The sequence below is a fragment of the Pseudomonas sp. 15A4 genome (genome assembly GCF_016925575.1).
In the GTDB taxonomy this organism is placed as follows: domain Bacteria; phylum Pseudomonadota; class Gammaproteobacteria; order Pseudomonadales; family Pseudomonadaceae; genus Aquipseudomonas.
In genome coordinates this window covers 5,654,348-5,678,444 of record NZ_CP068986.1, presented here as the reverse complement: position 1 = coordinate 5,678,444, position 24,097 = coordinate 5,654,348, and the positions used below count along the sequence as shown (strand labels likewise).

The following is a 24,097-nucleotide window of genomic DNA, read 5'->3' as shown; positions in this document are numbered from 1 at the left end:
GTTACGCGTCGCCAACCCCGCTGAACTCCGCCCGCAACATCTCCACAAACGCCTCCCGCGCGGGGTGATGCTGGGCGCTTTCGTGCCAGTAAAACAGGTTGTCGATGGAGGTCAGTTCAGGGAATTCATAACCGACCCAACCCGAGCCTTTTCGGTACTGCTCGTAAACCCCTTTGGGCACCAGCGCCACGCCCGCCCCGGCGCTGACGCAACCGACGATGGTGCCGTAATTGGCGATGCTGACGATGGGCTGGGTCTGGCCGTCGTTGTGCAACCAGCGTTCAAGCGCTGCGCGGTAAGGGCAGCCCTCGGGCCACATGAAAATCGATTTGCCCTGCAGATCTGCGGCACTGGAAATCGGCCCCAACGACTCTGCCGCAATCAGCACCAGATCCTCCCGGTACATCGACGTGCGCTTGAGCCGTGGGCGTTTGACGTCGATGGCGACGATCGCGCCATCGAGCTTCTGGTTGAGCATTGCATCGAGCAGTTGCGTGCCGGTGCCGGTGGTCAGCTCCAGCGACACTTGTGGGTAACGTGCATGAAAACGCGCCAGCAGTCTCGGCAGCCGCGCCGTGGCCGAGGACTCGATGGCGCCAATGCGCAACGGCCCGGAGGGCGCCGCATCCGGATGCACCGCGCGTTTGGCTTCGTCGGCCAGGCTCAGCATCTTGCCGGCGTAGGTGAGGAAGATTTCCCCGCCGGGCTGATGCGCAAACCGCGGCCCTGGCGGTAGAACAGCTCGGTGCCCAGCTCCGCCTCCAGCGCCTTGATCCGTGCGGTGATGTTCGATGGCACGCAATGCAACACCTCTGCGGCACGGGCAATGCTGCCGGTGTCGACGACGGTCTTGAACATGCGAATCTGGGCCAGTTCCATTCATCACCAAAAGTGAGGGGTTGAGTCATTATTGTTCGGTTGTGGTGAGCATAGGTTGTTTCGATACTCGCAGCCATGGGCAGGCGTCGGGCTTGTCGGCAGGAGTATCGATATGAACGTGGTGGCTGAACCCGTTTGCGGGTCGGAGACAACGGTTAGTGCTGCGGTGCCTTGGCAGGGGATGAGAGTCGCCCTGGCCACTTTCTTCGTGGTCGCCTGCTGGGGCTTCTCGCCGACCGGCATTCGCATCGGTTTGCAGGCCTACGAGCCCGGGCATCTGGCGCTGCTGCGCTTTCTGATCGCGTCGGTGTTCATGCTGTTAATCGCCTCGTCGCACCGTATCGCGTTGCCGCGCCTGAAGGACCTGCCGTTGCTCGCGGTGTTGGGTTTCTTCGCCGTCAGCCTGCACCACATCGCGCTGAATTTCGGCCAGGCCGGCGTGAGTGCCGGGGCGTCCAGCGTGCTGGTGCAGTCGACGCCCCTGTTCACCGCGCTGCTGGCGCATTTCGTGTTCAAGGAGCGAGTCAGCGTCTGGCGTTGGGGTTGTGTGGCGCTCGGCCTGGTGGGCGCCGCGATTGTTGTCACCGGAGATCGTGGCATCGGCCATATGGACGCGCGCGGGCTGCTGATTCTGGCGGCGGCGTTTTCCTGGAGCGTGTATTTCTCGCTGCAGAAGCGTCACAGCCACCGGTACGACGGCCTGACCATGGTCTGCTACACGGTCTGGGCCGGCACGGTATTTCTGCTGGTTTACCTGCCGGGGCTGATCGGCGAGATCCTCAACGCGCCGCTGCGGGTCAATGTGGCCGTAGGGGTATTGGGGCTGTTCCCGAGCGCACTGGCGTACCTGGCCTGGGCGTACGTCTTGAAGCATATGGACGTCAGCCGTGCGTCGATGAGTTTGTACCTGACGCCGCCGATGGCCATCGCCATTGCCTCGGTGATGCTGGGCGAGCTGCCTTCGCAGCGAGTTATCGTAGGCTCCATTGTGGTGCTGGCGAGTGTCTTGGCACTCAATCTGCGGCGGGAGAGGGCGGTGGTGTTTCCCGTCCGGGATGAGCCTGAACGTCCCCCGCTTTAGGGGCCTGGCTGTTTGCGTTTGTGGCAAGTTTCATCATTAATGTGCAGCCGGACCGTTAGTCTCTTCAGCCTCCAGACAGCCCATCAGTTTCAAGCTGTCGCATTTGTCATCAAGGAAGCCCCATGCGTGCAGTGACCTTCAAAACCCTTGCCCTGTCGGTGATCTTCGCCGCGAGTTCGCCGGTATATGCCGTGGTACTGGAAGGCGGCGCCGTTGCGGCCCCGGACCAATACGGTGCTCAGGTCGCTGCGCAGATTCTGAAAAAGGGCGGGAACGCAGTCGACGCTGCGGTTGCCACGGCGTTCACGCTGGCGGTCACCTACCCCGAAGCGGGGAACATTGGCGGCGGGGGCTTCATGACGCTGTTCATGAACGGCCGACCGTACTTTCTCGACTACCGCGAAGCCGCGCCAAAAGCGGCGACGCGCAACATGTACCTGGACGACAAGGGCGAGGTTATCCCGGGCATGAGCCTGGTGGGCGCACGTGCTTCAGGCGTTCCCGGCACCGTGATGGGGCTGTGGGAAGCCCATCAGAAATTCGGCAAGCTGCCGTGGGCCGAGCTGCTGACGCCGGCCATTGGTTACGCCAAAAACGGCTTCAAGGTCGCCGACAAGCAGTACATGTACGGTGCCGAAGCGATCAAGCAGCTCAACGGCAAGACCAATTTTGCCGATTACTTCGGCGACATGAAGACCGGCGAGACCTTCCGCCAACCGGAGCTGGCCAAGACCCTGGAGCGCATTGCCAACAAGGGTGCCAACGAGTTTTACCAAGGGCAGACGGCTGACCTGTTGGTGTCGCAGATGCAGCACGACAACGGCCTTATCACCAAAGAGGACCTGCAGGATTACAAGGCGGTCTGGCGCAAGCCGCTGCATGTGAACTTCAACGGCAACACGCTTTATACCGCGCCGCTGCCCAGTTCCGGCGGCATTGCGCTGGCGCAATTGATCGGCATGAAGCAGCTGCTTGCCGATGACTTCAAAGACGTGCCGCTCAACTCGGCGCGCTACATCCACTTGCTCGCTGAAATTGAAAAACGCGTGTTCGCCGATCGCGCCAACTACCTCGGCGATCCGGACTTTTCCGTGGCGCCGGTGAATCAGCTGACCGACAACGCCTATCTGGCCAAGCGCGCCCACGAGGTCAACCCGACGGCAATTTCGCCCACGGAGAACGTGAAGGCCGGGCTTGAGTCGCACCAGACCACGCATTTTTCCATCGTCGATGCCAAGGGCAACGCGGTCAGCAACACCTACACCCTGAACTGGGATTACGGCAGCGGCGTGGTGGTCAAGGGCGCAGGCTTTTTGCTGAACGACGAGATGGATGATTTCAGCTCCAAGCCGGGCGTTGCCAATGCGTTCGGCGTGGTGGGCGGGGATGCCAACGCTATTCAGCCTGGCAAGCGCATGTTGTCGTCGATGAGCCCAAGTCTGGTCACCCGCGACGGCGCCGTGACACTGGTGCTGGGCACGCCGGGTGGCTCACGGATTTTCACCACGGTGTTTCAGGTGCTGAACAATATCTATGACTTCCACATGCCGCTGAAAGACGCCGTCGCGGCGCAGCGGGTTCATCACCAGTTGCTGCCGAAAGACACGATCTACACCGAGAAATTTGCACCGCTGGCAACCCCGGTGGCCGACGAGCTGACGGCCATGGGTTACACGCTGAAGGATCAGGGCTGGTCGATGGGCAATGTGCAGGCGATCAAGATCGACGGCACGAAGGTCGAAACCGCGTCCGATCCCCGTGGGCGGGGTGTGGGGATGGTGGTGAAGTAACGAGAGGCCCGTGTGGGAGTGAGCTTGCTCACGAATGCGTCAGTTCAGGCTACTCATACTGTCTGTCATGCCGCTTTCGCGAGCAAGCTCGCTCCCACAAGCGTGGGAACGATCACTCGGAGGAGTGAGCCTTAGTGATGCTCCCGCGTCGCGCGGAATTTCACGTCGGGCCAGCGCTCTTCCATCAAGGCCAGGTTGACCCGGGTGGGGGCGAGGTAGGTCAGGTGACCGCCGCCGTCCACGGCCAGGTTTTCCACAGCCTTGTTCTCGAATTCCTCGAGCTTCTTCTTGTCGCTGCAGTCGATCCAGCGGGCTGACCACACGGTGATCGGCTCGTAGGCGCACTCGACCTTGTATTCTTCCTTCAGGCGGCTGGCGACCACATCGAACTGCAGCACACCGACGGCGCCGAGGATGATGTCGTTGCTGCGCTGCGGGAAAAAGACCTGAGTGGCGCCTTCCTCGGCCAGCTGCTGCAGACCCTGACGCAGCTGCTTGGATTTCAGCGGATCCTTCAGGCGTACGCGACGGAACAGCTCAGGGGCAAAGTGCGGGATGCCGGTGAAGCCTAGCGCCTCGCCTTCGCTGAATGTATCGCCGATCTGAATCGTGCCGTGGTTGTGCAGGCCGATGATGTCGCCCGCGTAGGCTTCTTCAAGCTGTTCACGCTCGCTGGAGAAGAACGTCAGCGCGTCACCGATGCGCACGTCCTTGCCGGTGCGCACATGGCGCATTTTCATGCCCTTGTCGTACTTGCCCGAACAGATGCGCATGAACGCGATGCGGTCGCGGTGCTTGGGGTCCATGTTCGCCTGGATCTTGAACACGAAGCCGCTGAATTTCTCCTCGACCGGCTCTACCGTGCGCTCGTTGGCGACGCGGGCCAGTGGCTTCGGCGCCCAGTCGACCACGGCATCGAGCACATGGTCGACCCCGAAGTTGCCGAGTGCCGTACCGAAAAACACCGGCGTCAGCTGACCGTCGAGGAATTCCTGCTGGTTGAATTCATGACAGGCGCCCTGAACCAGTTCCAGCTGATCGACAAAGCGATCGTACTCATCGCCCAGGTGGGCGCGGGCCTCGTCCGAGTCGAGCTTCTCGATGATTTTCACCTCGGTGCGCTCATGACCATGACCGGCGGTGTACACGATGATGTAGTCGTCGGCGAGGTGATACACACCCTTGAAGTCGCGGTAGCAACCGATCGGCCAGGTGATGGGCGCGGCCTTGATTTTCAGGACGGCTTCGATCTCGTCGAGCAGCTCGATCGGGTCGCGAATGTCGCGGTCGAGCTTGTTGATGAAGCTCACGATCGGCGTGTCGCGCAGGCGGCAAACGTCCATCAGTGCGATGGTGCGGGGCTCAACCCCTTTACCGCCATCAAGCACCATCAGCGCCGAGTCGACAGCGGTCAACGTGCGGTAGGTGTCTTCGGAGAAGTCTTCGTGGCCCGGGGTGTCGAGCAGGTTGATCATGTGATCGCGATACGGGAATTGCATGACCGAGGTGGTGATGGAAATCCCGCGCTGCTTCTCCATTTCCATCCAGTCGGAGGTGGCGTGACGGTCGGATTTACGCGACTTCACCGTACCGGCGACGGAAATGGCCTTGCCCATCAGCAGCAGCTTTTCAGTGATGGTGGTCTTACCCGCATCGGGGTGGGAAATGATGGCGAAAGTGCGGCGTTTCGCGACTTCGGCGGCCTGTCTGGTCATGGGAAATCGCCCGAGAGGTGATTCAAAAAGGGCGGCGATTATAGCCCAAACCAGAGCAATAACCGAACCGTTCAGTCGATAAGGGGTGGCCAGATACCATCGCACGTGGGAACCTTTGCGGTTAAGGAGACGTCCATTCCCTGGTATCGCTACACGCCAAGGGTTGCAAAATCAGCAAGTTAGCTTGACGAAGCTGCGCTCATGGCTTGTGTTTTCGCCGAGGTATCAACCTTTCCGGCGACCCACCCGCTGCTCTTCGCGAACGTTCGCGTGCTGCCTGAAGAGGCCAGTTCCACGCCAGACGTTCGCCGACTGAAATAAGGAGTCCGCCCGTGGCAAATCGCTATGGCAAGGGGCTGTTGGGAGGTGTGATTGTCATCGCACTCCTGGCCCTGCTGATCCAATGGATCGGCATCAGTACCATCAGGCAATATCAGGATGATCTGCTGTTTTATCTGCAAGCCCACGTCTGGCTTGTGCTGGCTTCGATGCTGGCGGCACTGGTGGTCGGGATCCCGACCGGCATTGTCCTTAGCCGACCGAACATGGTTGGCCGCGCCGAACGCTTCATGCAGATCTTCAACATCGGTAACACCGTTCCTCCTCTCGCCGTGCTGGCCATCGCTCTGGGTATTCTGGGCATCGGCAGCGGTCCGGCGATCTTCGCTTTGTTCCTCGCTTCGTTGTTGCCCATCGTGCGCAACACCTACGAAGGCCTGAAAAACGTTCAGGGTTCCCTTAAAGAAGCTGCTCGCGGCATCGGCATGACACCGCGCCAGGTGCTGTGGCGCGTCGAGCTGCCCAATGCCGTGCCGATCATCATCGGCGGCGTGCGCGTGGCCCTGGCGATCAACGTCGGGACCGCGCCACTGGCGTTCCTCATTGGCGCGAACAGCTTGGGCAGCCTGATTTTCCCCGGCATCGCCCTGAACAATCAGCCGCAACTGGTGCTGGGCGCCGCGTGTACCGCGTTGCTCGCGCTGTTGCTCGATGGTGCCGTGACCCTGGCAAGCCGTCTCTGGCTGGAACGCGGCCTGGCTCGATAAGTCGAGCCCCGCTGAGAAAGGAATTGCTATGAAGAAGTTATGCACATTAATCATGGGCGTCGGGATGTTGCTGTCCGGTTTCGTCCAGGCCGCGGATGCACCGGCCGAAATGCCCGTGCTGCGCATCGGCGCGCGGGTGTTCACCGAACAGACCATGCTCGCCGAACTGACGGCGCAATACCTGCGCGACAAGGGCTATCAGGTTCAGATCACTGGCGGCCTTGGCAGCAACCTGGCGCGCAGTGCCCAGGAAACCGGCCAGTTGGATCTGCTGTGGGAGTACACCGGCGTGTCGCTGGTTGCCTACAACCATGTCGACGAAAAGCTCGACAGCGATCAGACCTACCAGCGCGTCAAGGAGCTGGACGCCAAGAAGGGGCTGGTCTGGTTGTCACCGTCCAAGTTCAACAACACCTATGCGCTGGCGCTGCCGGACAAAATTGCCCAGCAGTACCCGCAGGTCAACAACATGTCTAACCTGACCACGGTGCTCAAGGCCGAGGCCGACAAGGGTCACATCGTCGCGCTGGACACCGAATTCGCCAACCGTTCCGACGGCCTGGTGGGCATGGTCAAGCATTACGGCATGAACCTGGGGCGTGAAAACACCCGTCAGATGGACGCTGGACTGGTCTACACCGCGCTGCGCAACGGGCAGGTTTTTGCAGGGCTCGTCTACACCACCGACGGCCGTCTGAACGCGTTCAAACTCAAGGTGCTGGAGGACGACAAGCACTACTTCCCGGACTACACCGCGGCGCCAGTCATTCGCAAAGAATACCTGGACAAGCACCCGGAACTGGCCGATTTGCTCAAGCCCCTCGCCGCGCTGCTGGATAACCAGACCATGCGCACGCTGAACGCGCGCATCGACGTCGACCACGAAAGTCCTACCGTGGTGGCGGCTGAATTCCTGCGCGAGCATCCGATCAATCCTTCCGCCGACAGCGTGCCGGTCCCACCGGCGCCGGCGGCAAAACAGGAGGAGAAACCATGAGTTTCCTCAGCGCTTTCTCCCATCTGGACTGGAATCAGGTCATGCACCTGACGCTGCAACACATCACCTTGGTCGGCATCGCGGTGACGCTGGCGATCGTGGTTGGCGTGCCATTGGGCGTGTTGATGACACGCTTCCCGACCCTCGCCGGGCCGTTGCAGGCCAGCGCCACGGTGCTGCTGACCATCCCGTCGATTGCCCTGTTCGGCTTGCTGCTGCCGTTCTACTCCAAGTTCGGTCAGGGCCTCGGCCCGATGCCGGCGATCACCGCAGTGTTTCTCTACTCGCTGCTGCCGATCATGCGCAACACCTACCTGGCGCTCACCGGCGTCGAGCCGGGCATTCGTGAAGCCGCCAAGGGCATCGGCATGACCTTCGGCCAGCGCCTGCGCATGGTTGAACTGCCGATCGCCGTGCCAGTGATCCTCGCTGGCGTACGCACTGCCGTGGTCATGAACATCGGTGTCATGACCATCGCCGCCACCATCGGCGCGGGCGGTCTGGGCGTACTCATCCTCGCTTCCATCAGCCGCAGCGATATGTCGATGCTGATCGTCGGCGCCGTACTGGTCAGCATTCTGGCCATCTTCGCCGACCTGCTTCTGCAATGGCTGCAACGCTCGCTGACTCCAAAAGGACTCCTGAAATGATCGCCAAACAAATGATTGAGCTGCAGAACCTCACCAAGACTTTCCAGAGCAACGGCAAGGAAGTGAAGGCCGTCGACTCAGTGAGCCTGACCGTCAATGAAGGCGAGATCTGCGTGTTCCTGGGTCCGTCGGGTTGCGGCAAAAGTACAACGCTGAAAATGATCAACCGGCTGATCATGCCGACCTCCGGCAAAGTGCTGATCAACGGCGAGGACACCACCGGTCTCGACGAGGTCACACTGCGCCGCAACATCGGCTACGTGATTCAGCAGATCGGCCTGTTCCCCAACATGACCATCGAAGAAAACATCGTGGTCGTGCCCAAGCTCCTGGGTTGGGACAAGCAGAAGTGCCACGACCGTGCCCGCGAACTGATGAGCATGATCAAGCTGGAACCCAAGCAGTACCTGCATCGCTATCCGCGCGAGCTGTCGGGTGGTCAGCAACAGCGGATCGGTGTGATTCGTGCGCTGGCCGCCGACGCGCCGCTGCTGCTGATGGACGAGCCCTTCGGTGCGGTCGACCCGATCAACCGCGAGATGATCCAGAACGAGTTTTTCGAGATGCAACGCGCGCTGAACAAGACCGTGATCATGGTCAGCCACGACATCGACGAAGCCATCAAGCTGGGCGACAAGATCGCCATCTTCCGCGCCGGCAAGCTGCTGCAGATCGATCACCCGGACACCCTGCTGGCGCACCCGGCGGATGATTTCGTCAGCAACTTCGTCGGCCAGGACAGCACGCTCAAGCGCCTGCTGTTGGTGAAGGCCGAAGACGCAGCGGACAACGCGCCGTCCGTGAGCCCGGAAACCCCGGTCGCCGATGCGCTGGAAATCATGGACGAAAACGACCGCCGCTATGTGGTGGTCACCGATGCCGCAAACAAGGCGATGGGCTACGTCCGCCGCCGCGACCTGCACCGCCAGACCGGCACGTGCGAGCAATACCTGCGCCCGTTCAACGCCACCGCCGCCTACGACGAACACCTGCGCATCCTGCTGTCGCGCATGTACGAGTTCAACCGCTCGTGGCTGCCGGTGCTGGATGCCGAGAATGTATTCCTGGGTGAAGTGACGCAGGAATCGATCGCGGCTTACCTGAGTTCCGGCCAGTCGCGCGGGATGAAGACCAGCATTGTTTCGCCGGCTGAGTTGGTGGAGCAGGCTGCGTTGAGTTGAGGTGAAGGGCCTGGGTGCCTTTGGTGCCCGGGCCTTTTTGACGGTGGTGCCGCTGACTCGTCACCGCTGACATGTCAGGTTGCTCTTGGTCTGCACGAACGACATAAGGACCACGCCCAGGGCGTTCCCTAAAATCGTGATGACCATGAGTGAGTCAACGGACTGTTGGAAAAACGCTAGCTGTGCGATCAGTGTGTAAAGGGCGGTTCCAGCAAAACCCACCGTCAGGATAGGCCGGCTGATTGTTCTTATGGACAGCACAAGTGCTGATTGCATCAAGATCAGGAAGAGCACTGTCAGCGCCGCCAACTGAGGCGCCTCAGAAACGATGGTCGCGAGGGCGCCATCCAGCAATCCGATCGTTGTGCACACTAGAAACGCGAACAGTGATCGACGGACCTGTATCTTGTGAAAAGATTGGCCGAGATCGTTGAGTCGCTTGCTTAGGAGTGCGATGAAGTAAAGCGAAATACCGCACGCTATTGAAAAAGTCACGCCTATTTCCAGCTCGTAATCATCATGTAGGCCTGCGCCTTGTATGACTGAGCTATATGAAGTTGACAGCACCCAAACTGTGCCCAATGCAAGCATTGAGCCGACTACGCCCAGCCTTCCCAGCCTTCCCAGCTTTAGTACGTCCGTCAACGCCATGATGAGCGCGCTGACGGCTAGGGCGATGGCGGCAACCGCGGCTGGGTTTAGATTTAACAAGGCGGTATAGCCGCTGGTCCAGCAGGTAAACGTAAACAGGGTGATCCAGAGGTAAGGCTTGATCAGTCTTTTTGAAGATACAGCAGTGAGTGGCGGAGAGCGGTTAAACAGGAACAGGGGTAACGCTATGATGATAGATGCCAGCGATGCGACGCTGGCAAGGACGACGGGCTCCAGGTCCACGTTTTGCTTGTAAGTGATGTAGTTCATCATCATGGCATTGCTGAATACAAATAGGATTAGCGTGGTAAGGCCTAGCGGTTTGGATTGGGTCATAAGCGAGTCAATGTGCCGTAAATGTGAGGTTCGGTTGTATGTGTTTTTTGGTTTTGAGTGAGCTCTGATAGAAGGCGATATTTTTATTCTCGTAGTGGTCTGTGTAGGCCGGTGGTGGCGCGTACCACGTTAACGAAACCCATCCCAATGTTTCCTGGGCAGATTTTTGCTTCTTTGGTGTCTTGGCGAGGAAACTCCCTATGGCCGCCAAAGAAATTGATCGAGAATACGCTTTTTAGTGCGGTGATCAGGTTTATAGTTGCGCTCTTTTGAGGGGTGGGGAGTTCGTTGGTAGTGCTGAGCCCCATATGATTCAACGTGATTCGGGCCTTTGCAATGAAATCAGCCCCTTCCTCCTCGGTCGTCAAGTTGTTCAACAAGACGATGCCGATGGCATTCGAGTTATAGAGAATTAGATGCTCGCCTTTGAAGCGAATGTCCCTTCCTTCATAAATGATGCCCGCGCAATCAATTGCAAAGTGGTAACTGAAGTCGTCAAATATCTTGCCTTGTTGCTTCGCCTGAGTGTCCAGCATTTGCTCACTCCCCACACCACACGAATAACTCCTCCCTGCATGATGAAGCGCAATCATTGTGTAATCCCAGTCGCGAACCAAAGGTTTTTTAGGCGGCTTCGCGTGCCACTCCGACCGCTCAACAAACCCGTGGCCCAGCTCACGCACCTTCCGGATGATCGCCTCGCGCGTTGCGGCCCGATCATTCACGGTGATCACCATGGGCTTCGGCGTTTCCCCGTGGATCAACGTCTCGACACGCGTCGTACTGGTCACCACCCGGGTGTTCATTCCTGCAAGCTCGTTCAACTCGCGTGCGGGCGAGCGGAACATGACGTGGACGGAAACGACAGAATCTGCTGAAGAACCCTCAACGCGCGCCAATCCGTTGCTGTCGGTGGTACCTGACTTTTGCTGACCATCCACCGTCGCCGTGAATGTCCGGTTCGCGAGCGGCTGCCCCGTTTCGCTGTCGCGGATGGCGAACGCACGGGCGAAGATTTTCCCCGGCGCCGTAGTGGTGTGTGGATAAACAGAAGACGAGGTGTTCGACATGGGCATAGCAGGATGTGGCGCCGCAGCGGCGTCCGGTGCCGCTCGACTGGCTCCCGCACGCCCTGACCGCGGAGCAATCAATCGATTCGCGCCCGGCGGACACGCGCACAACACGAGCGCGTCATGCACGGCGGTCGGTATGCCATCCCACGTGAAGCTGTCGTCCCCTTCGACAATTTCGCCCACTTGCCCACACACGCCGCAAGGGCTGGTCTTGTCGCCGAGCCGCAATGCCATGCGGCCATCTTCCAGCGAAGTTTGAGCAAGGCTGGCGTGGCAGATGGCGCCGGTGGTGGTTAGGTCGCCGTCGAGGCCTTGCTCCCGGCCGTTGATATCGAAGATTGTCATGCTTCAATTCTCCACGTCGGGCAGAAAGTCATCCGGCCAGGCGACATCCTTGCGCTGAAGCAGAAGAAGAGAACCCTGCGGCGTGCTGATGATCACGTCGCCGTTGCTCAAGCGGCTGCCCACCAGCGCCATTTGGCTGTTCGCCTTTCCTGCACCAGTGACGACCTGTGCCTCAGTGCCATCGGGGTAAACGGCGCAGTCACCGACGCGAGCACCCGCAACCTCACGGCCGTCCGCCAGCCTGAACTCCACGCCAAGGGTGCCTCTCACGATCACACCACCATCGCGGGTCTGGCTGCCTTCCGCCGCCACCCGGAAAATGCCGGTGCAGGGGTGGGCTTGCTTGTATGCCTCACTCTCTCTCACCTGAGCCAGCGCTGCCGGACTGAACGTGGTCAGCGCCTCTTCCGAAAAGGGCGGTCGATCCAGATCACGCAGGTACTCGGAGGTGACGTCATTGGTGTACAGCGGGGAATAGGCAGTCTTGTGCATGACTTTGATCCTTGGTCAGGTTGATTCAGCGCCTCGTACAGTTCGAGCGAAGCGAATGGACGCCAACCCTAGTGATCAGGATCAATGGGATACGTGGGGGAGAGAGATCCGGTGCGTAGGGCATTTCGGGTGATCAGGTAGCCGATGTCTGACGGACAGGTGGCTTTCGTGGCGGATTGCCCATTTGCCACCCACCGGGAACATCACCCTGTCATGTCGGTCGGTTACTACGGGTTGATTGAACGTGCGCGGATTCCCGTCTGGCAAAAACGGGCAGAAACGCGACATTTTTAGTTGATCTCCGGCCCCTCAGGTCCTACAGTTCGCGCCGAACGTCCATGCTGGAAACGATCCATCCGGCTCAAGTACTGACGACGAGACAGCAAGGCCAACCGTGACCTGTCACCGGATGGCCTTTTGCTTTCGGCCGAGCAGCCTTGCGAAGTAGGCGAACCAAAGTGGGGATACGGAGGACGTTCACGAGCCGCGCGCTCACACCCATTGTTTTTTACCGTTTGCCAACAGGAGTCCCCGCATGTCGATCCAGGTCGAAGATTATTTCGAGAAAAGCACCTTCGATAAGATGAAGGCGTTTGCCGACAAGCAAGAAACCCCGTTCGTGGTCATCGACACCGCGATGATCAGCAAGGCCTACGACGACCTGCGTGCAGGCTTCGAATTTGCCAAAGTGTATTACGCGGTTAAAGCCAATCCGGCGGTCGAAATCATCGACCTGCTGAAGGACAAGGGCTCGAGCTTCGACATCGCCTCGATCTACGAGCTGGACAAGGTGATGGATCGCGGTGTCAGCCCGGATCGCATCAGCTACGGCAACACCATCAAGAAATCCAAAGACATTCGCTACTTCTACGAGAAGGGCGTGCGTCTGTTCTCCACCGACTCCGAAGCCGACTTGCGCAACATCGCCAAGGCTGCGCCGGGCTCCAAAGTCTACGTGCGCATCCTCACCGAAGGCTCGACCACGGCTGACTGGCCGCTGTCACGCAAGTTTGGCTGCCAGACCGACATGGCAATGGACCTGCTGATCCTTGCCCGTGAACTGGGCCTGGTCCCTTACGGCATCTCGTTCCACGTTGGTTCGCAGCAGCGTGACATCAGCGTCTGGGACGCCGCGATCGCTAAAGTGAAAGTGATCTTCGAGCGTCTGAAAGAAGAAGACGGCATCGTTCTCAAGCTGATTAACATGGGCGGCGGCTTCCCGGCCAACTACATCACCCGCACCAACAGCCTGGAAACCTACGCCGAAGAAATTATTCGCTACCTGAAAGAAGACTTCGGTGATGACCTGCCGGAAATCATTCTGGAGCCGGGCCGTTCGTTGATCGCCAACGCCGGTATTCTGGTCAGCGAAGTGGTGTTGGTGTCGCGTAAATCCCGCACTGCTGTCGAGCGTTGGGTGTACACGGATGTGGGCAAGTTCTCAGGCCTGATCGAAACCATGGACGAAGCCATCAAGTTCCCGATCTGGACCGAGAAGAAAGGCGAAGTGGAAGAAGTGGTTATTGCCGGCCCGACCTGCGACAGCGCCGACATCATGTACGAAAACTACAAGTACGGCCTGCCATTGAACCTGGCCATCGGTGATCGTTTGTACTGGCTCTCGACAGGGGCGTACACCACCAGTTACAGCGCTGTTGAGTTCAACGGCTTCCCGCCGCTGAAGTCTTACTACGTCTAAGCCCGGCCGCCGGACAGAAACCCGCGAGAGATCGCGGGTTTTTTATTGAGTCATTGTCGGGTGTGCTCGGTCAGTTCTTCTGCCAAGTCCAGTCGGACCAGCGCCGATTCAACCATCTCATGAAACCTCTGGAGGGTGATCGAGGTGAAAAGGTCTTTGAATTCATCCAGCGCGCCGGAAACAAGACGCTCCAGGTTGGAATAACCCTCGCTGAGATCCCTTGATGCATCCGCCAGTAGCCGCTGTTCGTCCTTCATTTGTTCAATGAGCGCTCTTACGGTGACAATCCCGGCGTCGTTGCTCAGAGGATCGACATTGCGCTCTTTTGCATACGTCTCGATCGCAACCTGCATGAAGTTGATCAGACGCGGCAAGATGAGCGACGAGTTCTGGTACACGTTGCTGCAGGTAAACGCAGCGCTGTTGTATTGATTGTTTAGATTGAGCACGTGTTGCTTTACCTGCTGAACGAACGAAAAACCCGGTCCGACACTCAACACTTTCATCCGGCCGTTCAGTTCAAAAGGCGCCCGTGAGAAGTCCAGCGCAGACAAAAAACCGCCACGCTCAGCGGTGTTCATTCCGTCCAAGACCCGCGAGTATTCAGCGTCGAGCCGCCTTATATCGCCCACCAGGTCTGACTGCTGATAGAAAATCCGATTGGGCCACTCAAACAATTCGGGCCAGCTTTGAAGCCGGCCCCTCACCTGGATAAGCGTCATATCAAGGCTCGGCTGGTGAAGCTGGACAAACACCTGATTCGAGGTCAGCCCCAGTTCCTGCTTCACGCGGTCGGTGGTTTCCTTGGCCTGTTGCAGGGTAATACGGTAGCGGTTGAGCGCTTCGAAGTTGGTGAGCGCGAAGAAGGGTGTGGACATATCGACATCCTTGTCGGTGGACTGACAGTGACAGCGCATTGGCTGTCACTGTCTCCAGGGGCTCAGCGAGCAATGTTCAGATAGGCAACAAGAGAAGGGGCCGCAGCCACCAACCGGTCTTCATAGTCTGCCTGTTTGGTTACCGCCATAAGATCAGCGAATGCGCTGATCGATTGTTCAACTTTCGAATACTCAGCACGTGCGCCGAAAAAGTTCTCGAATAAACCGTGAATGCTGACGATCAGTTTCGTCTTGCTGCTGATGGTCTTTACCTGTGCCGCGTAATCTGCCTGTTTGGGCTTCAATGCCTTGATCTTGCTGACCAGAAGCTCGCGTTGCTCATACATGGTGAGATAGTTGAGCGCTTCGCCAATGTTCTCGAGTGTTTTTTTCATGTGCTCGATAGCAAATTTGATGATCTCGACCTGCGGGGCGACGAGTCCGAGGGCGGAAATGCTTTCGGCGGTGATCAGCGTGTCCTTGGCGATATCGACAAAGTTACCCTTCTCAAGCACCGCCATTGCATCGTTAATAATGGTCCGAGAGTTTTCCAGCGCGGCGGCTTCAGCATCAATGGCTGCCAGCGCCGTGTTCAGCTGCGTCAAATCAGCCTGCAGGGCATCCTTGTAGGTCGTCGTCAGCGCCGGATCAAATGTAACGTCCGCGAGTGCCTTGTATCGCTGTTGAATGACCTCCACCGCAGGCGCATACGCTTTTTTAAAGGTGATGATTGTCTGTTCTCGCGCGTAAGTATTCGCTTCAATTTCTTCGTCCGTCAGTTCTTCAGTGGCCTGCGCACGATATTTATTCAGGTTACTGAGCGCCTTGGCAGAGACCGTTTTCAGCGTGTCAATACTCTCGTCAATGTTGCGCTTTGCCTGCACGATAGAGGTGTGCAGACCACGCGCCTTGGTGTGAATGGAGGGCAGATACTTGGTTTCATTGAAGGCAAAATCCGCCTCGGCGTTTTGTTGGAGCATTTTGCCAATATTGAGTTTAATCAGCTCATAGTCTGGTGCGGTGTAGGTGACTTCGGTGCTAAACGGGATAATGTTCATGGGAAAAGACCTTAAACGGAACGAGGTAGTTTTTTGATTTCTTCGTCGGCTTCTGCGAACACCGCGTACAGTGCGTCGGCGTCGCTCTGAATGTATTTCCACGGCTCCACAACTTCGTCGAAGTGATACGCCAGCAGGCTAACTTTCAGCGCGTCGGTGATAATGTCCGATTGCTCTTTTGACGTTCTGACGTACAGATGAAGGGCATTCCAGACAGTCACAAGGTTTTGCGTAGCGGCGTCGGCCTGAAGGCTCAGGAACTCCAGATCCTGCAGGTCGGCCTTAACCTCATTCAGGCGTTTCAGAATCATGTTTTTCATACCCATTTCCGCATTTTTCGCATCTCGGGTTTTTTTAAGCTCGTTTCGTTCCTTCCGGACCTTTTCTGCTTCTACACCGATATAGATGGCCATGCCCAAGCCGATTAAGTTGAGGCTGGAGGCAGACGTCAATGAATCATTCACCATTTTTTTATAGCTGGCATTCTTCTCGTCTACTTCTTTAGTGAGCGCCTCGATTTCGGTTTGCAGGCGGACGACGTCCTCTTTAAAGTTATTGTTATCGATGGCGGTCAACTGGTACGTGATCTGCGGTCGAACGCGGGTGGCCAGTTCGAGCGAGAAGTTGTCCAGGTCAATCTTGAGTTGTTCTGTCTGAAGCGCTCGGGCGTCGATTTTTTCCTGCAGGACTTCGAGCAACGCCGTGATGGTGGTCACGTTCTCCAGATCATCATCGTCCAGCGTGATCCCCGGAAACTTATCGCCCATCTCCGCTTCAACCCTTCTCAGGTCTTCCAGCGTTTTAATGCCATATTGTTTCAACACTTTGAGCGCCGCGATTTCGTCAAGCGTCGACGTCATGTGTTTTCCAGTATTGATGATACTGGCGGCAAACACTTTCAGCTCGCTGCTGACTTGTTTAACTCGCTGGCGCAGGCCATCCCATTGACTGGCATGGGATTTGATAATTGTGAACGTTTTGACAAAATCGGTGACAGCGAGTCCACGGCCAGGCGAGATCATCGAGTCATATCCGAGGTATGAACTTACATCCGCCTCGGAGGTGGGTAAATGCAGGCCTTTCTGCTCATAAAGGTACAGGTCGATGATTTGTTGTTTGGTCAGGATTAGCCCTTTGGGTCTCAGGCTGCCGGTCATCGCGCCGGTTGAAGCATCAATTAGTGTTTTAGGTGCCTTGGCTGCGTTGTTCGCCGTCTCTGCCAGAGAGGCATCCGGCGTTAAGTTGAGTGCGTTACTCATAATAATTCCCTGTTTTAGTTAGGCGCCTTCCTGGCGTCTTTTCAACATACTCACTGCACTTGCTGCTGCAGTTGCCGTAGATTAGTTGCGTCTATCACGAAATGTCAAAGCGGCTTCGGCTTCATCTGCTGTAGGAACAATTACAACTTCCATCCGGTGTCGCCCTTGACTCAACAGGGGCGGGCAGATAAGGCGTGGTTATTGTAGATGTTTCAACAGAATACTAAGCGGGCGTGCGAGTAATACCCACGCATTCAGACAAGGCAGTCTCGTCGTCGTTGCCCAGATCCGCCGCCTTGCGGCTGTAGTCGATGGCCAGCGCGCGTATTTCGGGATGGCTGGAAGCTATGAGTGTTCTACGACTAACCCGCAGGAAATTGAGGTTGCCCAGGGCAAGCGCAGATTTGAACCAGATCAGAGCTTCATCGACCTGACCGTGATCCGCCAGCACAGACGCATAGCTGAACTGCCCACGGAAGTCGCCGCCCTCCGCCGAGCCCCGATACCACTCATGGGCAGCGGCGAGATCTCGCTCGCAGGACAGACCCTCTTCCAGATAACGCCCCACCAGGTTCATCGACTTCGCATGACCCAGCTCTGCCGCCTTGCGGTAACACGCCAATGCGCGGGCCTGGTCTTTATTGACGCCACGGCCGGTTGCCAGAAGATTGCCATAGTTATAAAAACCCCAATCAAGTCCGGCTTCGGCGGCGAGACGATAATGCTCGGCAGCCTTTGCGGCATCCGGCTCACAGCCCCACCCATGCTCGTGGCAACGGCCGGCCATGTTCTGGGCCATCGCGTGGCCGCGACGGGCCGCAATCTGAAACCAGACCAGCGCCAGCGCCGGGTCGCGTTCTATGCCGCTGCCGTCGAGCAGGATCTGCCCGAGCAGCGCCTGGGCGTCGACGATGTTGGCCTGCGCCGCGCTCAGAATCGCCTTTGCGGCACTGGCCGGGCTCTCTTCCAGCATGGCGCGCAACTGGTCGCCATCGAGCACCTCTTCACGTCGCAGATTCCAGGTCATGACTCAGACCTCGGCCCACTGCCGCAGCAGGTTGTGATAGGTGCCGGTGAGTTGAAGCAGCGAGGGGTGATCAGGCACATCGCGGCTGAGTTGCTGGATGGCCGTGTCCATTTCGAATAGCAACGTGCGGTGGCCATCGTCCCGCACCAGGCTTTGGGTCCAGAAGAACGAGGCGTACCGCGCGCCCCGTGTGACGGCGTTGACCTTGTGCAGGCTGCTGGCCGGATAAAGCAGCAGGTCGCCCGCCGGCAGCTTCACCTGACGGGCGCCGAACGTGTCCTGAATCACCAGCTCACCGCCGTCGTAATCATCGGGATCGCTGAAGAACAGCGTCGATGAAAGATCCGTGCGCACTCGCTCGGTGCTGCCCTTGGCCTGACGCACGGCGTTGTCGATATGAAAATCGAAACTGCCGCCGCCGGTGTAGCAATTCACCAATGGCGGGAAGACCTTGTGGGGCAGGGCGGCGGACATGAACAGCGGGTTCTGCCACAAGCGCTCGAGCATCGCCGCGCCAATCTCCACGGCGAGCGGATGGCCTTCGGGCAACTGCAGGTTGTGCTTGGCTTTCGCCGACTGATGCCCGGCGGTGATTCTGCCGTCAGCCCATTCGGTTTCTTCCAGAGCCTGTCGGATGCGTAGCACCTCCTCGGGTGAAAACAGACCGGGGATATGTAGGAGCATGAATCGCGACCCGCGAGAAGAATGAAGCGGCGGATGATAGTGATTCTTATTGATCGTGTAAAACGTGGCCCGCGCGCGTGAATGGGTAGATGTGAAAATTCGGTAATGGGAAAGTGTAAAGAATGTAAGTTTTCTGCGAATGCGAAGCAGTCTCAACTATATTCCGCCGCCTTATTGTTTCCTTGGGGAAGGAAAATGTCGCGCCAAGCACAACCGGTTACCGCCCATTCGCAGCGTTCCATCGTCAGCGCCGTCGGTGTTGCCCTTGCGGCGATGTCAGCCGCCCATATGGCGCAGGCTGCGGAACCTGCATCGGATGCTCTGAATCTCGGGGCCACCAACATTGACGGCGAGCGGGCCGACACGGCTTACAAGACCGAAGAATCGACCTCGAAAAAGTACACCGCACCCCTGCGCGAGACGCCAAAGAGCGTGACGGTGATCCCGCAGCAAGTGATCCGCGACACCGCAGCCACGAGCCTGACTGACGCATTGCGCACCACCCCCGGCATTACCTTTGGCGCGGGCGAGGGCGGTAACCCGAATGCGGATCGCCCGATCATCCGTGGCTTCAACGCAGAGAGCGACGTGTTCGTCGACGGCATGCGCGACGTGGCGGCGCAGAGCCGGGAGATTTTTAACGTCGAGTCGGTCGAGGTCAGCAAAGGCCCGGGCTCGGCCTTCACCGGCGCAGGCTCCACGGGTGGCAGCCTGAACCTCGTCACCAAAGGCGCTCATCTGGGCGATGCCTTCAACGGTGGCTACACCTTCGGTTCGGACCAGACTCAGCGCTACACCCTCGACGTCAACAAGCAGATGACCGACACCTCGGCCTTCCGCCTGAACCTGATGAAGCATGATTCCAACGTCGCCGGCCGCAACGATGTCGACAACAGCCGCTGGGGCGTTGCGCCTTCGTTCGCATTCGGTCTGGGCACCGACACGCGGGTCAAGGTCGACTACTACCACCTGTCCACCGACGACATGCCCGACTATGGCATCCCGCTGACCAGCACCCCCGGTCGCAGCCAGTACGTGGTCGACAAGCCGGCCCACGTCAATGAAAACAACTTCTACGGCCTGACCGACCGCGATTACCGCAAGAGCGTCAACGACAGCGGCACGATCCGCCTCGAACACGACCTCAACGACAACCTGACGATCTCCAACAGCTTCCGCATGTCGCGCTCGACGCTGGATTACATTGTCACCAACCCGGACGACAGCCGCGGCAACGTCGCCAGGGGCCTGGTCTCGCGCTCGGCGAAGAGCCGCAATTCCACCTCCAGCGGCTTCGTCAACCAGACCGACCTGCAAGCGAAATTCGACACCGGTTTCATTCAGCACAGCCTGGTGACCGGCCTTGAGTTTTCGTATCAGGACACCCACAACCGCGGCTACAACGTGCTCAGCGCCAGTGGCGGGACCATTGGTTCGACGTGCAACGCAGCGCTGCTGGCCTCGGGCGACTGCACCAGCCTGTCCAACCCGTCACCGAAAGACGATTGGAACGGCACCATCACCGACAGCCAGGCGTACACCGATACCGACACCAAAACCAGTGCCGCGTATGTGTTCGACACGCTGAAATTCAACGAGCAGTGGTCGTTGAACCTCGGCCTGCGTTACGACGATTACGACGTGCGCTCCAGCGGTTACAGTACGGGCGGCCGCGGTTCGGTGGCGGGCGGCTTCAAGCGTGAAAACACCAGCCAACTGTGGAATTACCAGGTCGGCGTGACCTACAAGCCGCTGCCGAACGGCAGCATCTACGCAGCATGGTCGACGTCCAGCAACCCGTCGGGTGAGACCAGCGGCAACGGCGGTCTGGAAATCGCGGCGAACAACGCCAACCTCGATCCGGAAAAGAACCGCAACTACGAGCTGGGCACCAAGTGGGATTTCTTCGACGACAACCTGTCGCTGACGGCTGCGCTGTTCCGCACCGAGAAGACCAACGCGCGGGTGACCGATCCTGACAACGCGACGTTCCAGGTGCTGGACGGCGAGCAGCGTGTCGACGGTCTGGAGCTGACCTACAGCGGCAACATCACCGGCAAATGGAAAGTCTACGGCGGCTACACCTACATGGAGAGCGAGATCGTCAGTGCGACCAGCAAGGCGGACGAGGGCAATCACATGCCGAGCACGCCGCGCAACAGCTTCAACTTCTGGTCGACCTACGAACTGATGCCGAAGCTGACCGTGGGCGGCGGCGCGACCTTCGTCGACTCGCGTTTCGGCAATGAAGCCAACTCGGTGGAGGTGCCGTCCTACTGGCGCTACGACGCAATGGCCACCTACGCGCTGACCAAGAACGTCGACCTGCAGCTGAACGTGCAGAACCTGACCGACAAGCGCTATTACGACCAGGTCTTCACCACTCACTACGCCCACATGGCCGCCGGGCGTACCGCGCTGATGAGTGCCAGCTTCCACTTCTGATCTGAAAGCGAACCCGACACCTGTGGGAGCGAGCCTGCTCGCGAAGGCGGAATCGACCGCTGGGTATCCAGCGGATGTCCCGGCCTCCTCGCGAGCAAGCTCACTCCTACAGGATGTATGTTGGCCGGGTGAGCGCGGGGTGTCAGGACGCGTTCACCCCACATCTTCGCATCAAGAATCAGCCACAGATGAGAATGTATGCCGTTTGTGCGCATAATGCGCGCCGTGGCGGGTGAGTGAGGGGTCGAGGGTGTTGAAGAAAGTCCTGTTTCAAGTGCACTGGTTCTTCGGAATCACGGCCGGTCTGGTGCTCGCCCTGATGGGGATCACTGGCGCGCTGTATTCCTTCGAGGACGAGATACTCGACGTGCTCAACCCCGATGTGTTGTTCGTGCAGCCTCAGGGGCGTCAACTGTCTCTGGCGGAAATGGTCAGCAAGGTTGAAGCCCAGGGCAAAGACACGGTGGCGATGTTTCGCATTGATGTCGACAGCGACAAGGTCGCTCAGGTCTGGTTCAAGCCGCCGCCGGGGCAGCGTCGCGGCGAGATGCACAACTTCAACCCTTACACCGGCGCGTTCACCGAGGACGCCGTGGGTCAGGACTTCTTCGGCTTCATCCTTAACCTGCACCGATTCCTTGCCGCAGGGGAATATGGCAAACAGGTCACCGCGGCCTGCACGCTTATCCTCATTTTCTTCTGCCTGTCCGGGCTGTATCTGCGCTGGCCGCGCAAGCCGCTGAACTGGCGCGTCTGGCTGACCATGGACTGGGCGAAGAAGGGACGCAGTTTCAATTGGGACCTGCATTCGGTGTTCGGCACCTGGTGCCTGATCATCTATCTGCTGCTGGCGATCACCGGGCTGATGTGGTCCTACGACTGGTTCAGCAACGGCATGACCAAGCTGATTGGCGATCCTCCCGTGGCGGGCGAACAACGCCGTGGCGGAGGGCCGCGTCCAGGTCCTGCTGTGAAAGAGGCGCCTAAGGAACTCACGGCGTCGGCCCCGGATTACGACGCGATCTGGCAGACCATTCAGAGCGCGGCCGGACCGGACCTCAAGACGTACAACCTGCGCATGCCTCAGGCACCGGGCCAGATGGCGACGGTGTTCTACCTCCTCAAATCCGCGCCGCACCCCCGCGCGTTGAACCAGATCACCCTCGATCCGGCCGACGGTACGCTCAAGGCAGTGTCGCGTTACACCGAGAAAAGCCTCGGCGCCCAGTTGCTCATCAGCAACTACGCGCTGCACACCGGCAGCTACTTTGGCCTGATCGGGCGCATCGTCGTGACCGTGGCCGCGTTGCTGATGCCGCTGTTCTTCATCACCGGCTGGTTGCTCTACCTGGACCGCCGACGCAAGAAGCGCGAGATCCGCAACGCCCGCGGTGAAGTGTCGGCGACGACAGGCGAGCAGGGCGCGGCCTGGCTGATCGGCTTCGCCAGCCAGAGCGGATTTGCCGAGCAACTCGCCTGGCAGACGGCCAGCCAACTGCAGACCGCCGGCCTGCCGGTGAAGGTGCAGCGTCTGGGCGACATCACAGAGCAGGACCTGCACCAGAGCCGCAACGCGCTGTTCGTCGTCAGTACCTTTGGCGACGGCGAAGCACCGGACAGTGCCCGCGGGTTCGAGCGCAAAGTGCTGGGCCGGCCGCTGGCGCTGGATAACCTCAACTACGCGGTGCTTGGGCTGGGCGATCGCCAGTATCAACAGTTCTGCGGTTTCGCTCAGCGGCTGCACGGCTGGCTGGCCGAGCGGGGCGGGCGCACGCTGTTCGCGCCGGTTGAAGTGGACAGCGGCGACGGTGCAGCGCTGCAACACTGGCAACAGCAGTTGGGTCAGTTGACGGGCTCGACGCCGACGACGGTCTGGCAAGCGCCGGAGTATCGGAACTGGACGCTGGTGGCCCGGGAATGGCTGAACCCCGGAAGCGTGGGATCGAAAGTGTTCATGCTCGGCCTGACGTGTGAGTCGGCGACTCGCTGGGAGGCCGGCGATCTGGTGGAGGTATTGCCGCGCAACCCGGCGTCTATGGTCGAGCAGCTCCTGTCCGGGTTGGGTATTGCTGCCGACACGCAAGTCACCGTCGACGGCCTGAGCGACACCCTCGGCCAAGCCTTGTCCACGCGTCAGTTGCCGGTCAATCGCAGTCATCTGGTCGGCCTGCATGCGCAGGCGTTGGTCGATGCGCTGGTGCCCCTGGCGATGCGCGAGTATTCAATCGCGTCGATTGCCGAGGACGGTGTGTTGCAGCTGATCGTGCGTCAGGAACTGCACCCCGATGGCAGTCTCGGGCTGTGTTCGGGCTGGTTGACCGAGCATGTCGCAGTGGGCGGCGCGGTCAGTGTGCGGGTGCGTCGCAACAGTGGTTTCCATCAGCCGGCCGAGTCGATGCCGATGATTTTGATTGGCAACGGCACCGGGTTGGCAGGCCTGCGCAGCTTGCTCAAAGCGCGCGTCGTTTCGGGTGAGCAGCGCAACTGGTTGCTGTTTGGCGAGCGAAACAGAGCGCACGATTTCCACTGCGCGAACGAGCTTAATGGCTGGCTGGCGAGTGGGAATCTGGCGCGTCTGGACCTGGCGTTTTCCCGGGATCAGGCTGAAAAAATCTATGTGCAGGACCGGTTGCGTGAGGCGGCTGATGAGCTGCGTCGCTGGCTGAATGAAGGCGCTGTGATTTACATCTGCGGCAGCCTCGAAGGCATGGCGTCCGGGGTCGATGAAACGTTGAACGCATTGCTGGGTGAGGACGCGGTGCGGGAGTTGATAGAGCAGGGGCGGTATCGGCGGGATGTGTATTGATCGGA

At 59.1% G+C, this 24,097-nt stretch carries 18 protein-coding genes and 1 pseudogene; 9 read left to right on the top strand and 10 right to left on the bottom strand.

All coding sequences use genetic code 11. The features are described from left to right. Position 1 precedes the first annotated feature (1 nt). Positions 2 to 879, bottom strand: a pseudogene (locus JN403_RS25120) (LysR family transcriptional regulator). 181 nt (positions 880 to 1,060) lie between these two features. Between JN403_RS25120 and JN403_RS25115 the strand changes: the two are divergent. Together JN403_RS25115 and ggt are read left to right on the top strand one after the other, a co-directional pair. Beyond that, positions 1,061 to 1,960 (top strand): DMT family transporter, encoded by a 900-nt coding sequence (locus JN403_RS25115; protein ID WP_205484727.1) that lies wholly within the window; start codon positions 1,061 to 1,063, stop codon positions 1,958 to 1,960. Between the two features lie 122 nt (positions 1,961 to 2,082). Then, the gene (gene ggt / locus JN403_RS25110) at positions 2,083 to 3,750 is read left to right on the top strand and encodes a gamma-glutamyltransferase (RefSeq protein WP_205484726.1); all 1,668 of its coding nucleotides are present in this window, start codon (positions 2,083 to 2,085) and stop codon (positions 3,748 to 3,750) included. 131 nt (positions 3,751 to 3,881) lie between these two features. Here ggt and JN403_RS25105 read toward each other — a convergent pair whose 3' ends face one another. Continuing rightward, complete coding sequence (locus tag JN403_RS25105) at positions 3,882 to 5,465, bottom strand: peptide chain release factor 3 (protein ID WP_122534936.1); 1,584 nt, start codon at positions 5,463 to 5,465, stop codon at positions 3,882 to 3,884. A gap of 332 nt (positions 5,466 to 5,797) precedes the next feature. Between JN403_RS25105 and JN403_RS25100 the strand changes: the two genes are divergently transcribed. The 4 genes from JN403_RS25100 to JN403_RS25085 are packed head-to-tail and all read left to right on the top strand — an operon-like array spanning position 5,798 to position 9,339. Then, positions 5,798 to 6,511 (top strand): ABC transporter permease, encoded by a 714-nt coding sequence (locus JN403_RS25100; protein WP_205484725.1) that lies wholly within the window; start codon positions 5,798 to 5,800, stop codon positions 6,509 to 6,511. 28 nt (positions 6,512 to 6,539) lie between these two features. After that, positions 6,540 to 7,508 carry a glycine betaine ABC transporter substrate-binding protein gene (locus tag JN403_RS25095; protein WP_205484724.1) on the top strand — a complete coding sequence of 323 codons (969 nt, stop codon included), beginning with the start codon at positions 6,540 to 6,542 and terminating at the stop codon, positions 7,506 to 7,508. Beyond that, positions 7,505 to 8,158: an ABC transporter permease gene (locus JN403_RS25090; RefSeq protein WP_065990219.1), complete on the top strand. Its 654-nt coding sequence runs from the start codon at positions 7,505 to 7,507 to the stop codon at positions 8,156 to 8,158. The genes JN403_RS25095 and JN403_RS25090 overlap by 4 nt, the downstream gene beginning before the upstream one ends. Before the next feature lie 11 nt (positions 8,159 to 8,169). Next, a complete protein-coding gene (locus JN403_RS25085; protein ID WP_205487701.1) occupies positions 8,170 to 9,339 on the top strand; it encodes an ABC transporter ATP-binding protein in 1,170 nt (389 codons plus the stop codon). A gap of 60 nt (positions 9,340 to 9,399) precedes the next feature. Here the strand turns inward: JN403_RS25085 and JN403_RS25080 are convergent, their stop codons facing one another. From JN403_RS25080 to JN403_RS25070, 3 genes are all read right to left on the bottom strand, one after another. Next, the gene (locus JN403_RS25080) at positions 9,400 to 10,326 is read right to left on the bottom strand and encodes a hypothetical protein (protein WP_205484723.1); all 927 of its coding nucleotides are present in this window, start codon (positions 10,324 to 10,326) and stop codon (positions 9,400 to 9,402) included. A gap of 83 nt (positions 10,327 to 10,409) precedes the next feature. After that, a complete protein-coding gene (locus JN403_RS25075; RefSeq protein WP_205484722.1) occupies positions 10,410 to 11,744 on the bottom strand; it encodes a PAAR domain-containing protein in 1,335 nt (444 codons plus the stop codon). A gap of 3 nt (positions 11,745 to 11,747) precedes the next feature. Beyond that, complete coding sequence (locus JN403_RS25070; protein WP_122534940.1) at positions 11,748 to 12,236, bottom strand: PAAR domain-containing protein; 489 nt, start codon at positions 12,234 to 12,236, stop codon at positions 11,748 to 11,750. 535 nt (positions 12,237 to 12,771) lie between these two features. Between JN403_RS25070 and JN403_RS25065 the strand changes: the two genes are divergently transcribed. Further along, positions 12,772 to 13,935 (top strand): type III PLP-dependent enzyme, encoded by a 1,164-nt coding sequence (locus tag JN403_RS25065; RefSeq protein ID WP_205484721.1) that lies wholly within the window; start codon positions 12,772 to 12,774, stop codon positions 13,933 to 13,935. Between the two features lie 50 nt (positions 13,936 to 13,985). Here JN403_RS25065 and JN403_RS25060 read toward each other — a convergent pair whose 3' ends face one another. The 5 genes from JN403_RS25060 to JN403_RS25040 all read right to left on the bottom strand — a co-directional run bounded on the left by JN403_RS25060 (position 13,986) and on the right by JN403_RS25040 (position 18,841). After that, entirely contained in the window at positions 13,986 to 14,723 is a 738-nt protein-coding gene (locus tag JN403_RS25060) for a hypothetical protein (RefSeq protein WP_205484720.1), read from the bottom strand. Positions 14,724 to 14,875: 152 nt separating this feature from the next. Continuing rightward, entirely contained in the window at positions 14,876 to 15,871 is a 996-nt protein-coding gene (locus tag JN403_RS25055; RefSeq protein WP_205484719.1) for an alpha-xenorhabdolysin family binary toxin subunit B, read from the bottom strand. 11 nt (positions 15,872 to 15,882) lie between these two features. Further along, on the bottom strand, positions 15,883 to 17,130 hold the full coding sequence (locus JN403_RS25050; protein WP_205484718.1) for an alpha-xenorhabdolysin family binary toxin subunit A: 1,248 nt from the start codon (positions 17,128 to 17,130) through the stop codon (positions 15,883 to 15,885). Between the two features lie 223 nt (positions 17,131 to 17,353). After that, positions 17,354 to 18,157 (bottom strand): tetratricopeptide repeat protein, encoded by an 804-nt coding sequence (locus JN403_RS25045; RefSeq protein WP_205484717.1) that lies wholly within the window; start codon positions 18,155 to 18,157, stop codon positions 17,354 to 17,356. 3 nt (positions 18,158 to 18,160) lie between these two features. Then, positions 18,161 to 18,841 carry a Fe2+-dependent dioxygenase gene (locus JN403_RS25040; RefSeq protein WP_205484716.1) on the bottom strand — a complete coding sequence of 227 codons (681 nt, stop codon included), beginning with the start codon at positions 18,839 to 18,841 and terminating at the stop codon, positions 18,161 to 18,163. Positions 18,842 to 19,036: 195 nt separating this feature from the next. Here JN403_RS25040 and JN403_RS25035 point away from each other — a divergent pair, with 195 nt between their 5' ends. Together JN403_RS25035 and JN403_RS25030 are read left to right on the top strand one after the other, a co-directional pair. Continuing rightward, complete coding sequence (locus tag JN403_RS25035) at positions 19,037 to 21,286, top strand: TonB-dependent siderophore receptor (protein WP_205484715.1); 2,250 nt, start codon at positions 19,037 to 19,039, stop codon at positions 21,284 to 21,286. Positions 21,287 to 21,539: 253 nt separating this feature from the next. Then, the gene (locus JN403_RS25030; RefSeq protein ID WP_205487699.1) at positions 21,540 to 24,092 is read left to right on the top strand and encodes a sulfite reductase flavoprotein subunit alpha; all 2,553 of its coding nucleotides are present in this window, start codon (positions 21,540 to 21,542) and stop codon (positions 24,090 to 24,092) included. The last annotated feature ends 5 nt before the right edge of the window (positions 24,093 to 24,097 follow it).